Below are 14578 nucleotides of genomic sequence, written 5' to 3' on the forward strand. Positions count from 1 at the left end.
AAGAACAAGAGCGGAACAAACATTCTTCGCGAAGGCCAGTTAATTGCGTTTAAACAGGGGTTTGCGCGCCATTATTCGCCCGCGCGCCGCACGCGCCAGCGAATTTTCCGATCCGAATTGGCGGGAATTTTCGTCTCGATCTCGTGCATCCCGTCGCGGACCTGCCCGGTGCCCCGGCCCCGCACTTCCCACGCCGCGCTGGGGCCGAGCGCAACCCGCACGGTGACCGGGATCGGCAGGGCATTGGCCAGCTCCGCCTCCATCCGCGTCCACTTGCGGGGCGCCTCCCCCGGATCGTGTTCGCTCGTGCGGCGGCACGCGACCTGCACTTGCGCGCTGGTGCCGAGCGCAATCTCGACATCCTGCCCCTCCGCGTGGTCGCGCAGCCGTTCCTCCCCGACGAGCAGCGGCCCGCGCGACGACGGCTCGAAGATCGTCACCCCGCCCGAAGGCAGGGCGAGGCCGAGGCCGTGATCCGCGTCGTTCACCGTTTCGAGAACCCGCGCCGCCGGCTGGAAATCGGCGCGCCCGGCGCCGGGCAGGCAGGCAACCTCGTACAGGAAGCGCCCTTCGACCCTGTCCTTGCGCAGGAAGGCGACCTGCTTCAGCCCCTTGGCCGCCACGGTGACCGGTTCGGGCACGCGGTAGAGCTTGAGATCGCCGAGCGCTTCCTCCCCGGCCATGACCGCGGCGCCCGCGCCTTCGGTGCGGCGCGCCGCAGTTACCTCGATCGCCATGTCCGCCTGCGGCGCCATCACAGGCGGCGGGGCCGGTGGCGGCATCCGGCGGGGTATCGGCGAGCCGGCGGCCGTGCTGCCCAGCGGATAGCAGGTCAGGCGCAGCCGCTCCGCCTGCGGGGGATCGGCCAGCGCCTGGAAATCGCTTTCGACGTTGAGCGTGCCCGCCACGGCCATCAGCTCGGCATCGGGAAAGCCCTGGGCATTGTCGTTGAGCAGGGTGAGCCACGAGGTGAGCGCCAGGTCCACGCCCCCGAGCCCGTCCCCCGCCCCCAGCGTCGCGACATAGTTCGCCTGCCAGTCGAACCCCCAGGCGAGATAAGTCAGCACCACGCGATAGGTCCCGCCGCCGGGATCGTGCGTGTCGAACGAGAACACCGGCTGCGCCGAAAGCCCTTCCGGCACGCGGTCGAACGTCAGCTTCTCCGGCAGGCCGGCGCAGCGCACCGCCTCGAACCCCTCGCGCGTTTGCAGGACCAGCCCGCCGTCGGCCCGGGTCCGCACGACCGCTTGCTCGCTCTGCGTCTGCCCGGTGGCGGGGTTGGTGCGGGTGATCGTGACCCTGTTGCCCAGCGCGCCGTTGACCAGCGCGGCCGGGGACAGCAGCTCCGCATTGCGGTTCTTCTCGATCGTGCCGCCCGGCAGCCCGGTCACGATCGCGCTGACGGCGACCATGCCTTCGGCCACGCCGTCGAACCGCACCGTGCTTTCCCCCGGCGGCAGGGTGACGGTGCGCGTCTCGCTGATCATCGCGAATCCGCGCGGCCAGTCGCGATCCATCGCCTCGTCCGCGCCGCGCGCGGGGTCGCGATAGACGGTGACCGCCAGCCCTTCGGGCGCGGAAGCGTCCACCGCGGTCCGCGCGCCCGCGGCGCCGGGCAGGAGGGCCAGGGCCAGCAGGATGGCGCCGCGCCGCATCGCAGCCGACCCGCTCAGAACCGGGTTTCGTAAGTGACGCGGACGACGCGCTCGCCTTCGGCCGGGACGGGGACCGTCCACTTGCGCCGGTCGATGTTCAGTTGCTGTCCGGGCAGGTCCTCGCTGACGATGCGATAGTCGTTGCCCCACCAGCCACGGTCGAGCCCGGCCTGGACGAGATCGACCTCGACCGGCGCGGCCTTGGCGTTGGTGAAGGTGTAGCGCATCGTCGTGCGGTAGAAATTCGTCGGCCGTTCGACCTCGACTTCCTCCACCGTCTCGCCTTCGCGGATCACGCGATAGCGCGCGCTGCGCTGCCATTCGGCGGCGCTGATCGTCTCGCGGCTTTCGACTTCGGCCTGCACGAAGATGTCGAAGGCCTCGCCGGTGCGCAGGCTCAGCTCGCTGCCCATCGGCGTGTGATCGATGAAGTTCTCGCCGATGAACTGGGCGTTCCCGCGGCTGTCGCGCTGGTAGAAGCGGACCGCCCCTTCCGGCAGGGCATCGCCGAGCCCGCCTTCGCGCGAGGAGGAGAAGGCGATCTCGCTCGCCACGTTGACCGGATCGCTGTCGCTCGCCAGCCAGCCGACCGTGCGGGCATAGACCTTGCGCGCGGGCACGCCCTGTACGTCGAGGAAGCTGACCTGCTTGGTCTGGTTGTTCGCGATCGTCGTGCGCGCGCCGATCGGGTAGAGGTAGAAGTCGCCGACCCGCTCGCGCCCCGCGCTCTCGGTCCCCGGCCGCACCATGCCGCCGCGGCCCGCCCGGCGATAGCTGCCGCCGCCCGGGTCGCCGGCGACCAGCAGGGTGTCGGCGGCGTGGAAGGTCGTGCCGGTCTCGTTCGTCAGGGTGACCCAGCCCTGCATGTCGATCGTCCCGGCCCCTTCGTCGTAGAGCGCGACGTAATCGGCCGACCAGTCGAGCCCGCTGGTGAGATAGCGGATCGCGGCCGGCCGCGTGCCCGCCTGCGAACTGTCGACCGTGACCGACAGCGTCGGCCGCGCGCGCAAGTTTGGCGGCACCCGGTCGAACACCGCGCGCACCGGCAACCCGTCGTCGCGCAGGATCTCTATCCGGTCGCCGATCCGCACCACGACGCCGCCCGCGGTGGACAGCACGGTCGCGCGTTCGCGGGTCTCGGCGCCGGTGGCCGGGTTGGTGCGCACGAGCGTGATGGTCTGCCCGATCGCCTTTTCCATCAGCTTGCCCGGCGTCAGCAGGTCGAAGTCGAAGTTCTGCTCGACGATCGCCGCGCCCGGGGCGTTGAAGCTCAGCGTTTCGGGCCGGATGTCGCCCGAGACGTCGGGAAACTCGATCCGGCTGCGCCCGCGCGCGATCGGCAGCTGGCGCACGTCCTGCACCAGCGCCTGGCCATCGCTGTAGATGGTGACCGAGACATCGCCCTGCGCCGTCTGCCCGGCGGCATCCTGGCCCACCGCGGCGGGCGTGAGGAGCGTGAAAGACAGTGCGCTGCAGGCGGCGAAAGTGCGAAGCATCGGTGCAGTCCCTCCCTGGCCGGCCCCGGCGATCGTGCCGGAGGGCTCCGGGAAGGGAAGCTAACGCCCCCCGCCCGCCCTGTCAGGTGGAATCTGCGCCCGCCCGGCCCCGGCTCTCGGCCAGGACGCGCGCCACCTCGTCGCTGATCTGCTGGACGCTGAACGGCTTGGCGATGAAATGCATGTCGTCCACGTCGATCTCGCTGCGAAGCTGCTCTTCGGCGTAGCCCGACATGAACAGGACCGGCAGGTCGGGCCGCACCTTGCGGACCGCGCGGACCATCGCCGGGCCGTCCATGCCCGGCATGACGACGTCGGACACGATCAGGTCGAAGGCCCCGCCGTTGGCGATCGCGGCCAGCCCTTCCTCGCCGTCGCAGGCCGTCGTCACCTCGTACCCGGCGCGCGAGAGCGCGCGTTCGGCGACGGCGCGGACCATGTCCTCGTCCTCCACCAGCAGGACGCGCCCGCCCGACGACCAGCCGCTGGCGCGCGCGGCGGCATCCTCGCGCGCCTCGCGCCGTTCGGCGCCGCGGTGGACCGGCAGGTAGATCGTGAACCGCGCCCCTTCGGGCTCGCCGCCCGGCCCCGCGACGTTGTCGGCGAAGATGAACCCGCCCGACTGCTTGACGATGCCATAGACCGTCGAAAGGCCCAGGCCCGTCCCCTTGCCCTGTTCCTTGGTGGTGAAGAACGGTTCGAAGATCTTGCCCAGCAGGCTTTGCGGAATGCCGCCGCCGTTATCCTGCACCACCAGCACGGTGTAATCGGCCACCGGGATGATGTCGGACCCCATCTTGCGCACGTCCGCTGCGGAGACGCGGCGCGTGGCGAGCGTGAGCTTGCCCGTCCCGTCGCCGCGCGCGTGGATCGCGTCGCGCGCGTTGACGGCGAGGTTGACGATCACCTGTTCGAGCTGCTGCGGGTCGGCGCGCACAGGGCCCAGGTCGCGGTCGTGGTGGACGCGGAACACGATCTTTTCGCCCAGCAGCCGTTTCAGCAGCTGGCTGACCTCGCTCACCACGTCGGGCAGTTGCAGGACCTCGGGCCGCAGGGTCTGCTGGCGGCTGAAGGCGAGCAACTGGCGCGTCAGGCTGGCGGCGCGGTTGGAATTGGCCCGGATCTGCTGGATATCGTCGTAGTCGCTGTCGCCCGGCGTATGGCGCAGCAGCATGAGATCGCAGTAACCGATGATCGCGGTCAGCACGTTGTTGAAATCGTGCGCCACGCCGCCTGCCAGCTGGCCCACGGCCTGCATCTTCGTGGCCTGCGCGACCTGGCGCTTCAGCCGGGTTTCCTCGGTCGTGTCGACCAGGCTCAGCAGGACCGCCGCCTCGCCCAGCCCGCGCACCCCGGCGAGGCCCAGCGAAACCGGCTCGTCCGCCTGGTGGACCAGCCGCACGGCCATGTCTCCGCTGGTCGCGGGCCCGCGGGCGAACCGGCGGACCGCGTCGATCAGCGCGCTCTTGTCTTCGCGCACGACGAGGTCGGACGGGAACGGGGGCAGCCCTTCCTCTTCCCGCGCGACGGCGCGCAGGAAGGCGTCGTTGGCGAACAGGAAGCGGCCGTCGCGGTCGGTCATCGCCAGGCCCAGCGGCAGGGCGCCGAGCAGCGCCTCCAGCTGCGGGGTGGCGGCCACGCTGCCGCCGCCTTCCCAGCCGCCGCCTATGCCCACCCCGCTATCGACCAGCAGCATCAGCGAAGGCGCCTCGTCCGCGCGCGCGGGCCGGGCATCGTCGGGATCGCCCAGCGCCACCTGGACCAGCATCTGCGGCGTGCCGCGGCGCCCCTCGCGCGCGAAATAGATCCGCTCGCGATCGTCGGACCGCAGCTGGGCGACGAAATCCTGTCCCGCCAGCGTGGCCGAGGGATCGCCGGTCGCGCGTTCGGCGAAACCGGTGCTGACCGCGCGGATCGCGCCGTCGGTGCCGACGACCGCCGCCTCTATTCCCGAATGCGACAGGAACGCGCCCAGCGGGCCGGCGATCCACTCGCCGATGCGCGCCACCGGGTCTTCCAGCGTCAGCGGGGTGAAGCGCCAGACCAGGTAATCGCTGCCGCGGCCGACCCGTTCGGCCTCCCCCCGCCAGCCGGCCGGGCCGCCTTCGCGGCCCAGCGGCTCGGCCAGGCCGCGCCCGTCGCGCCAGGCCTCGCGCGCGGCGCGGACCAGGCGTTCCATCGATTCGCGGTCGAGCGCGAGGTTCGGCGGTGCCTGGGCAATGCCGAACCAGTCGGTATAGGCGGAATTGGCGCAGACCAGCCGGTTGGCCCGGTCGGTCACGGCGATCGCGGTGCCTGGCTGTTCGATCGCGGCGACCGTCACCGACCAGTCGGGCGCGGCGAAGGCCTCTTCCCGGGTGTTCGGCCGGATGCGCGCGATCGCGTAGCCGGCGGCCATCAGCGCGGCCAGACCGACGGCATAGCCGAGCGCGAGCGAACCGTCGCGCGTGATCAGCCAGATCAGCCCCGCGCTGGCCACCAGCGCGGCGGCGATCGCCGCGATCAGCGGCATTTCGCCGAGCGATCGGGTCACCTGCCCCGGCTTCACCTCTCGCCCGCCTCCAGGCGCCGGTCGAGCCGCGCCTCCATCTGGCGCAGCCGCCGCGCCCGCTTGCGCGCCACGATCAGACGCCAGATCACGCTCGACAACAAGTATCCCAGCGCCGCCGAGACGACCGACAGGACGACGAAGCCGAAGGCCGTCACGCCCGCGACCTGGAAGGCATCGATGGCGAAGGCCCAGCGGCCGCTGGCCAGTTCGTCGTTGGCAAAGCCCACCGTCACCGCGTCCACTTTCAGCACGAAGCGCCCGACCTTGTTCGCCACCAGCAGCCAGAACGGCAGGGTGAAGGGATTGGTGACGAATGTCACCAGCGCGGAAACCGGCACGTTGGCCCGCGCGGGCAGGGCGAGGAAGGCGGCGAGGAAGATCTGGCCCACCGGCACGATGAAGGCGGCGAACAGCCCCAGCGCGACGCCGCGCGGGACGGAGCGGCGGGTGAAGCGCCACAGTTCGGGCGTCAGGAACCGGTGGGCGATCGGCGCCAGGTACTTGTTGCGCGCCATCGTCTCGCGCGTGGGCATGTGCTTGCGCAGCCAGTCGGCGAGGAAGGTCTTGGAAGGCTTGCCGGTCATCGTCCTGCAATCGCAATGGGCGCGGCACCGCGCGAGGGCAAGGGCGGCACGGCGAAATCTGGCGAACCGGTCATCACGCGCGATATGGGTACGAACGCGCGGATGGCCACCGCGTGAACGCCGGCGCGCGCGGTCAGCGGTTTTCGCGAAGGAGGCGCGCCTTGTCGCGCTTCCAGTCGCGCTCCTTGATCGTCTGGCGCTTGTCGTGCGCCTGCTTGCCCTTGGCCAGGGCCAGTTCCACTTTCGCCCGCCCGGTCGCGTTGAAATAGACCGACAGCGGCACCAGCGTCATGCCCTTGCGCTCGACCGCGCCGAACAGGCGTTCGATCTCGCGCGCGTGGAGCAGCAGCTTGCGCGGGCGGCGCGGCTCGTGGTTGAACCGGTTGCCGTGGCTGAACTCGGGGATATTGGCGTTGACCAGCCAGACTTCGCCCTCGCGCACCTCGGCATAGCTTTCGGCGATCGAGGCCTCGCCCGCGCGCAGCGATTTCACCTCGGTCCCCTGGAGCGCGATCCCCGCCTCGAACTTGTCCTCGATATGATAATCGAACCGCGCGCGCCGGTTCTCGGCGACGGTCTTTTGCTTGTCGAACGTGGCGGGCTTGGGACGGGCCATAAGGCCGCGGCATGTAGGGGTTCGCGGGCCGATGGAAAAGCCCCATCGGCACTGCGCGCGGGAACCGCCCCCCCTCCCCCGTCCGTTGGCAGGACAAGGAGACCCGAAGATGCACGAACCCGACCACAACTCGGAAGACCGCGTGCGGATCGACGCGCGCGATGCCCGCGGCGGCGAAGTGATCCTGCGCCGGCGCCGCAACCGCACGATCTTCATCGCCGGGCTGGTCGCCTTCGCCGTCCTGGCGATCGCGCTGCGCCTGTTCGGCTGAGGCGATGCCGGGGGAAAGCGCGGAAGAAGCGGCGGACGGGCCCGCGCGCCTTTACCTGCTGTGGATCGACCCGACGGCGCAGGGCGAGGCGATCGACCTCAACGGCGACGGGCACCCGCTGGCCGACGGCCTGTGGCTGGTCCGCAGCGCGCTGGACAGGTCCGGCCTCTATCACCGGATCAAGTGGCAATTGCCCGAAGGGGCCGCGCTGCTGCTCGCGCCGCTCGCCGACCGGCGCGACGGCTGGCCCAAGTTCAAGGGGCTCGCCCCCGGCGCGCTCGCCTGGCTGCGCGCGGGCGAAGCGGGCTAGGCGAAGCGGCCCTGGTCGTCCTGCGCGGTGAGGAAGGCGACCAGCGCCTTCACTTTCTTCTGCCGCCACTGCGGCATCGGCGCGACGAGCCAGTACGCGCGGCGCCCCTCGTCCGGGCCCTCCAGCGCCTCCAGCCGGCCGTCGGCCAGCGCGTCCTCGACCAGCAGGTACGGCAGGACCGCCTTGCCCAGCCCGGCGACCGCGCTCGACAGCGCCTGCCCGGCATTGCCGACTTCCACGCTCGCTTCCGCGCCTTCGGGCAGCGGGGCGCCCGGCCAGTCGATCCAGTTGTCGAGCACTTCGGCAGAGGCGCCGCTGGCCGCGACCACCACGCGGCGCGCGGGCGCCAGCTCGACCCCTTCCAGCTCGCCCGGCCCATCGACCAGGCGAACCGCGAAATCGAGGTTCGTCTCGGTGAAATCGGCGTTCTCGTCGGCTACGAAGCGGAACCGGATGCCCGGGTTATCCTCGCGGAAGGCGGCCAGGCGCGGGGCCAGCCACTGGGCGTAGAACTCGCGCGGGGCCGCGATCGTGTAGCGGTCGCTGGCCTGGCCGGCCTGCATCGACTGGACCGATTCCTCGAACTTCAGGAACCCTTCGCGCAGCGAATCGAGCCCGGCCATCCCCTCTTCGGTCAGTTCCAGCCCCTTGGACGTGCGGCGGAACAGGACGGTGCCGAGGTGATCTTCCAGCGCGCGAATCTGCTGGCCGACCGCGGCCGGGGTCACGGCAAGCTCGTCCGCGGCGCGGGTAAAGCTCAGGTGGCGGGCAGCCGCGTCGTAGACGCGCAGCGCGTTCAAGGGCAGGTGCGTACGCTTCATCGTGCCGATGCGGATAGCGCCAAGGCGCTGGCGCCGCAATCTCGCCGGGTGTAACAGATCGGTAACACGCAGCCACCAAGGGGGCGGCGGAGCTTGGCACGTCGCATGAACGCATTCACGCAAGGCGCGGCCGAACCGGCCGAAGGGGGCAGCGCCGCGGCGGCGGCGGGCGAACGCTACGTGAACCGCGAATTGTCGTGGCTCTCGTTCAATCGCCGCGTCCTGGCCGAGTCGGAAAACGAACGCTATCCGCTGCTCGAGCGGCTGCGGTTCCTGTCGATTTCGGCCAGCAACCTCGACGAATTCACGATGATTCGCGTCGCCGGGCTGGAAGGCCAGGCCAACCGCGGGATCGAAACGACCGCGATCGACGGGCTCGATCCCCGCCAGCAACTGGCCGCGATCCGCGAACAGGTCCTGGCGGTCGAGGCGCGCCAGCAGCGCGCGCTGGGCACGCTGCGCGGCCTGCTGGCCGACGAAGGGATCCTGATTGCCGAGATCGACCAGCTCGACGATCGGCAGCAGGCCTGGCTGGAAGACTATTTCACCACCGACATCCTGCCGCTGATCACCCCGCAGGCGATCGACCCGTCGCACCCCTTCCCCTTCGTCGCGAACCTCGGGATGGGGGTGCTGTTCCGGCTCAAGCGCGGCCGTCGGCAGGCGGACCTGGTCGAAATGGTCCTGATTCCCAGCGGCGCCCCGCGCTTCGTCCGGCTGCCGGGCAAGCAAGCGGTCTACGTCGCGATCGAGAAGCTGATCGTGCGCTATGCCGCGCAGCTTTTCCCCGGCTTCAAGATCCTGGGCGACGGGCTGTTCCGCGTCCTGCGCGACAGCGACATCGAGGTGGAGGAAGAGGCGGAGGACCTCGTCCGGTTCTTCCGCACCGCGATCCAGCGCCGCCGCCGCGGCCGCGCTGTCCTGCTGGAGCTGGACCGCGAATGCGACCCCGCGGCCGAGACGCTGCTGCGCGAACAGTTCGACGTCGACGCGGCCATGACCATCAAGTCCGAAGGGATGCTGGGGCTGCGCCATCTCGACGCGATCTGCGCCGAACCGCGCCCGGATCTGAAGTTCGCGCCCTTTTCCCCCCGCTACCCCGAACGGATTCTGGCGCACGACGGCGACTGCTTTTCCGCGATCCGCGAGAAGGACATCGTGATCCACCACCCTTACGAGAGCTTCGAGGTGGTGGTCGATTTCCTGCACCAGGCGGCGACCGACCCGGCGGTCGTCTCGATCAAGCAGACGCTCTACCGCGCGGGCGACCAGTCGCCGGTGATCGCGGCGCTGATCGACGCCGCGCAGGCGGGCAAGGCGGTGACCGCGGTGGTCGAACTGAAGGCCCGCTTCGACGAGGAACGCAATATTCGCTGGGCGACCGAGCTGGAACGGGCCGGCGTGCAGGTGATTTACGGTTTCATGGAGTGGAAGACCCACGCCAAGGTCAGCCTCGTGGTCCGCCGCGAGGAGGACGGCTACCGCACCTACTGCCATTTCGGCACGGGCAACTATCACCCCACCAATGCGCGAATTTACACTGATCTCAGCTATTTCACCGCCGACCCCGCGCTGGGGCGCGACGCGGCCAAGCTGTTCAACTTCGTCACCGGCTATGTCGAGCCGCGCGGGACCGAGCGGATCGCGATTTCGCCCCTGGGCCTGAAGCAGCGCCTGTTCGAACTGATCGACCGCGAGATCGCCAATGCCCGCGCGGGCAAGCCGGCCGGGATCTGCGCCAAGCTGAACGCGATCACCCACCGCGAGGTGATCGACAAGCTCTACGAGGCGAGCGCCGCCGGGGTCGAGATCCAGCTCGTCGTGCGCGGCATCTGCTCGCTGCGTGCCGGCGTGCCCGGCCTGTCGGAGAACATCCAGGTCAAGTCGATCATCGGCCGCTTCCTCGAACACAGCCGCATCTGGGCCTTCGCCAACGGGCACCGCCTGCCCAGCAAGCACGCACAGGTCTACCTGACCTCGGCCGACGCGATGAGCCGCAACCTCGACCGGCGGGTGGAAGTCATGGTGCCGATGGTGAACCGGACCGTGCACGACCAGGTGCTGGACCAGGTCATGCTGGCCAATATCCTCGACACCGAACAGAGCTGGCTCCTGCGGCCCGACGGGCAGTATGAACGGATGCGCGTGCCGCCCGGCGCCGAAGGGGGCGAGGCCGAAGGCTTCAACTGCCACGACTATTTCATGAGCAATCCGTCGCTTTCCGGCCGCGGCGCCGCGCTGAAGGCCGGGGCCGTGCCCAAGCTGCGGCTGGAGGACGATCCCGCATGACCGCCTATCGCCCCCTGTCCCTGCGCGCGCTGCGCCCCGGCCACGACGATCGCCGCGCGGTGATCGACATCGGCTCCAACACCGTGCGGCTGGTGGTCTACGACGGCCCGCCGCGCAGCCCGCGCACGATGTGGAACGAGAAAGTCGTCGCCCGCCTCGGGCGCGACCTGGCGGCGACCGGGCGCATTCCGGGCGAGGCCCGCGAACAGGCGCTGGCCGCGCTGGCCCGCTTCGCCCTGCTGACGCGCGAACTCGACGTCCACGACGTCCAGACCGTGGCCACGGCCGCCGCGCGCGAGGCGGAAAACGGCCCCGAGTTCCTCGAAAGCGTCCGGGCCCTGGGGCTGGAGCCGCGCCTGCTGACGGGGGAGGAAGAGGCGATCGCCTCGGCCTACGGCGTCATCGGCGCATTTGCCGGGGCGCGCGGGGTCGTCGCCGACCTCGGCGGCGGCAGCCTCGAGCTGGTCGGGATAGAGGACGGCCAGTGCCGCGACGGGGACAGCCTCCCGCTCGGCACGCTGCGGCTGCCGGCCCTGCGCGCCGGCAAGGCGGGCGCGTTCGAACGGGCGGTGGAAAAGACGCTGAAGAAAGCCGGTTGGGCCGCCGCGCAGCCGGGGCCGCTCTACATGGTCGGCGGCACCTGGCGCGCGCTCGCGGCCTATGCCATGCGCTCCGACGACTACCCCCTTACCGATCCGCACGGCTTCCGCCTCACGCGCGGGCAGGCGGCGAAAGTCGCCGGCAAGGTGGCCGGGAGCGATCCGGCGCAGCTGGCGGAGATCGACGGGATCGGCTCCGCGCGCGCCGGGGCCCTGCCCGATGCCGCGGCCATGCTGCAGGTCATGCTGCGCGAACTGAAGCCCGAAGGGCTGGTCTTTTCCAGCTGGGGCCTGCGCGAAGGGCTGCTCTACCAGCGGCTCGAACCGCTGGAACGCGACAAGGATCCGCTGATCGTCGCCGTGGCCGACTTCGCCGCCCCGATGAAGAGCGCGATCACCGATGCCGCGCTGATGAGCGCCTGGGTCGTCGATATCGCGGACGGCGGCGGACCGCAGAGCGAACGCCTGCGCCTCGCCGGGGCGCTCCTGTCGCTGGCGCTGCACCGGGTGGAGCCCAATTTCCGCACCAGCCAGGCACTCGAATGGGCGCTGGACAAGCGCTGGGTCGGCCTCGACGCGCGCGGGCGGGCCATGATCGCGGCCATGCTTCTGGGTAGTTGCAACAAGACCGCCTGGCCCACGCGCGTCGGCGCCCTGGCGAGCGAGGAGGACTTGCGCGAGGCCATGGCCTGGGGCCTCGCCATGCGCCTCGCCCGGCGGCTCGGCGCGACCTCGCGCGTATCGCTGATGACCAGCGCGCTGGCCCGCACGAAGAAGAAACTGGTCCTGCGGCTCGACGAAAGCCGCGCCGCGCTGGCCGGCGAAGGGGTCATGCGCGACCTCGCCGGGCTGTCGGACTGGATGGACCTCGCGCCCGAGTTGCAGATTACGGCCTAGCCGCGCGGAGGGCGCCTTTCGCGGGCCCGCCGGCGCGATACCGGGCGCGCTAGTCCGCGGTGGCGGGGGCGGCGAGCGGAAAATAGGGAATTCGCACTTCCAGCGGCGTGCCGTCGGCGCGATGGAAGGTATAGAACCCTTCCATCGACCCGTGCGGAGTCGGCAGCGGGCAGCCCGACACGTAATCGTGGCTTTCGCCCGGGGCCAGGACCGGCATTTCACCCACCACGCCCTCGCCATCGACGAGGTTCACCGCCCCGCGCGCATCGGTGATTCGCCAGTGCCGGGTCATCAGCTGGACCCGCTCGGTCGATCCGTTCTCGATCCGGATATGATAGACCCAGAACCACTTCCCCGCCTCGGGCTGCGACTGCTCGGGCAGGAAATTCACCGCCACCCGAACGGTGATCCCCTCAGTGATCGCGGCGTGTTGGAACAGCTGTTTCATCGCGACACCAAGGATAGAGGCACCGGTGGCGGACGGTAAAGGCCGGATTGCGCGCCGGGCGGCAAATCTCAATCCGCCGGGTTATGCCGATGAAGAAAATCGAGCAGGGCCGACAGGAACTCGGCCTCGTTCTCGGGGTCTTCGAGGTGGTGCGTGTCGTCCAGCACCAGAGTTTCAAGGGCCACGCCGGCGTCCTTCGCGGCATCGACCATCAGGGTGAACTGGCGCAGCGGCACCACCTTGTCATGGCGCCCCTGGGCAAGGAACACCGGCCGGGACAGCCGGCGAACCTGGCGCGCCGGGGATATCGCATCTTCGTCGAAGTCTTCCTCGCCCCGAACGCGCTCGCGCCATTGCGAATAGGTCGAACGATGGAGGAAACGCCGGTCGTGGCGCAGCATGTCCTCCCAGTCGGTAACGCCCGAGTAACTGGCCGCGCAGCGATAACGCTCCGGGTTGCGAATGACACCCCAGAGGGCCGCGTAGCCGCCGTAGCTGGCGCCCACCAGGCACACGCGCGCGGGATCGGCGAATCCGGCTTCCACCGCCCAGTCCATCGCGTCGTCGAGGTCGTCCTGCATCGCGCCTCCGATCTGCCCGGCACCCAGCGCCTCGAACGCTTCGCCCCTGCCGGAGGAACCGCGGAAATTTGGCTGGAGAACGGCATAGCCACGATTGGCGAGAAGCTGCACCCAGTCGCTGTAGACCAGTGCGTCGCGCACGCCGAAGGGTCCGCCGTGAGGCATGACGATCAACGGCAGTCGCTCGCGCCCGCTCCCGCGCGGCAGGGTCAGGTAGGCGCGAATCTCGGTCCCGTCGCGGGCAGTGAAGCTATGCGCGCTCGATGGAGCCAGGTGACGGATGTCGATCTGCGGCCTGATATTGCCGACCAGGTCGAGCCGGCCCTCGCCCGGCGTGAAGACATAGAGACCGCCGGGATCGGCCGGCCCCGACTGCCGCACGAGCATCCGGTCTGTGCCGGCGAGGTCGATCATCCTCACGTTGCTACCCGGCAGAACCTGTTGCAACCGCTGCTGGAGCGCGCGCAATTCCCCGTCGAACCAGTGGGTGCGCGGCTCGTCATCCGTATAGACGACGCCCAGGAGCCGACCGGACGCGTCGTAGACCGCACGGTCGAGATCCCATTCCGCATGTTCGTAGACCACGCGGCCCAGTTCCCCCGTGCGATAGTCGATCTCTCGCAGGACGCGGCGTCCGCCGTCGCCGGATGCCATGACGTAGCCGAGATCGCTGCCTGCCCTAAAGCTCGGTTCACGCCAGTACGACCATGCATCGCTGCCGGCCGAAACGCGCGTGATCCTGCGGAACGGCTCGCCGGGCCCCGAACGATACCATATCCGGGCCGAACCGTATTCGCTGAACCGCATCCCCAGCCGCACCACCCCGGCATTGTCGGCCCACCAGCGGTCCACGCCCCGGGTCTTTTCCTGCACGCGTTCGGGTTCGGCGCCCTCGCCCTGGTCCAGCGACACGCGCCAGACTTCCGGGCTGGCCGTCTGGTCCCGCCGTACCGAGAGCAGGAAGTAACGTCCCGCGCGATCGACGTGGATCACGTCATCGCCGACGATCCCTTGCTTCAGCCCGACGTAGCGAAGCGTCTGCCGCGGGACATCGAAGGCCATGAGGCGCGAAAAGCGCGCGTGATAGCGGTTGTTCTCCTGCTCCAGCATGACCGAGACGAGCAGGGTGTCGTCCCCTGCCCAGCGGAACCAGTTGACGTCGTCCGCACTGCCCAGTCGACCGCCGAAAGCGCCCGCAAGTCGTCGGAAGAATGGACTTTGAGGATCGCCTTCCCGTCCTCGACCCGCAAATAGGCGAATGCGGCCCCCGTGGCCGAAAGCTCGGCGTCGGCAAGCCCGGCAGGCGCAGTGAAGGCCTCGACCGGGATCGTGGGCGGGGCGGTTTCCGCTCCGGCTTCGGGCACCGTCACCCCGGACGCCGTGGCCGCGTCCGAACCGGCCAGCGACAGCAGCGCGGTGAACAGGCCGACGGACCACGATCGCATTGCTTCCCCCCTTTT

General features: G+C 69.9%; 12 protein-coding genes. 4 read left to right on the forward strand and 8 right to left on the reverse strand.

Features of this window, described 5'->3' with window-relative positions:
• Positions 1–71: 71 nt before the first annotated feature.
• The 5 genes from T8T98_RS09880 to smpB all read right to left on the reverse strand — a co-directional run bounded on the left by T8T98_RS09880 (position 72) and on the right by smpB (position 6902).
• Positions 72–1655: a DUF4139 domain-containing protein gene (locus T8T98_RS09880; protein WP_251105301.1), complete on the reverse strand. Its 1584-nt coding sequence runs from the start codon at positions 1653–1655 to the stop codon at positions 72–74.
• 14 nt (positions 1656–1669) lie between these two features.
• Positions 1670–3151 carry a DUF4139 domain-containing protein gene (locus T8T98_RS09885; protein WP_251105300.1) on the reverse strand — a complete coding sequence of 494 codons (1482 nt, stop codon included), beginning with the start codon at positions 3149–3151 and terminating at the stop codon, positions 1670–1672.
• Positions 3152–3233: 82 nt separating this feature from the next.
• Entirely contained in the window at positions 3234–5663 is a 2430-nt protein-coding gene (locus T8T98_RS09890; RefSeq protein ID WP_251105966.1) for a hybrid sensor histidine kinase/response regulator, read from the reverse strand.
• Positions 5664–5695: 32 nt separating this feature from the next.
• On the reverse strand, positions 5696–6286 hold the full coding sequence (locus tag T8T98_RS09895) for a DUF2062 domain-containing protein (protein WP_160733157.1): 591 nt from the start codon (positions 6284–6286) through the stop codon (positions 5696–5698).
• Between the two features lie 133 nt (positions 6287–6419).
• On the reverse strand, positions 6420–6902 hold the full coding sequence (gene smpB, locus T8T98_RS09900) for an SsrA-binding protein SmpB (protein WP_160733158.1): 483 nt from the start codon (positions 6900–6902) through the stop codon (positions 6420–6422).
• A gap of 109 nt (positions 6903–7011) precedes the next feature.
• Here smpB and T8T98_RS09905 point away from each other — a divergent pair, with 109 nt between their 5' ends.
• Positions 7012–7173 carry a peptide ABC transporter permease gene (locus T8T98_RS09905; RefSeq protein ID WP_160733159.1) on the forward strand — a complete coding sequence of 54 codons (162 nt, stop codon included), beginning with the start codon at positions 7012–7014 and terminating at the stop codon, positions 7171–7173.
• 4 nt (positions 7174–7177) lie between these two features.
• Positions 7178–7483 carry a hypothetical protein gene (locus T8T98_RS09910; protein WP_251105299.1) on the forward strand — a complete coding sequence of 102 codons (306 nt, stop codon included), beginning with the start codon at positions 7178–7180 and terminating at the stop codon, positions 7481–7483.
• Here T8T98_RS09910 and T8T98_RS09915 read toward each other — a convergent pair.
• A complete protein-coding gene (locus tag T8T98_RS09915; protein WP_160733161.1) occupies positions 7480–8304 on the reverse strand; it encodes a LysR substrate-binding domain-containing protein in 825 nt (274 codons plus the stop codon). The genes T8T98_RS09910 and T8T98_RS09915 overlap by 4 nt on opposite strands.
• Before the next feature lie 105 nt (positions 8305–8409).
• On the opposite strand from T8T98_RS09915, the gene T8T98_RS09920 reads away from it, so the two are divergent.
• Positions 8410–10593, forward strand: a complete 2184-nt coding sequence (locus tag T8T98_RS09920) for an RNA degradosome polyphosphate kinase (RefSeq protein ID WP_322295660.1) — start codon at positions 8410–8412, stop codon at positions 10591–10593.
• Positions 10590–12089 carry a Ppx/GppA family phosphatase gene (locus T8T98_RS09925; RefSeq protein ID WP_251105298.1) on the forward strand — a complete coding sequence of 500 codons (1500 nt, stop codon included), beginning with the start codon at positions 10590–10592 and terminating at the stop codon, positions 12087–12089. Before T8T98_RS09920 ends, T8T98_RS09925 begins: the two co-directional genes overlap by 4 nt.
• 49 nt (positions 12090–12138) lie before the next feature.
• On the opposite strand, the gene apaG is transcribed toward T8T98_RS09925, so the two are convergent.
• Positions 12139–12537 carry a Co2+/Mg2+ efflux protein ApaG gene (gene apaG / locus T8T98_RS09930; RefSeq protein ID WP_251105297.1) on the reverse strand — a complete coding sequence of 133 codons (399 nt, stop codon included), beginning with the start codon at positions 12535–12537 and terminating at the stop codon, positions 12139–12141.
• 68 nt (positions 12538–12605) lie between these two features.
• Positions 12606–14228 (reverse strand): alpha/beta hydrolase family protein, encoded by a 1623-nt coding sequence (locus T8T98_RS09935; protein ID WP_251105296.1) that lies wholly within the window; start codon positions 14226–14228, stop codon positions 12606–12608.
• Between the last annotated feature and the right edge of the window lie 350 nt (positions 14229–14578).

It is taken from the genome of Pelagerythrobacter marinus (assembly GCF_034375205.1).
GTDB classification, from domain to species: Bacteria; Pseudomonadota; Alphaproteobacteria; order Sphingomonadales; family Sphingomonadaceae; genus Pelagerythrobacter; species Pelagerythrobacter marinus.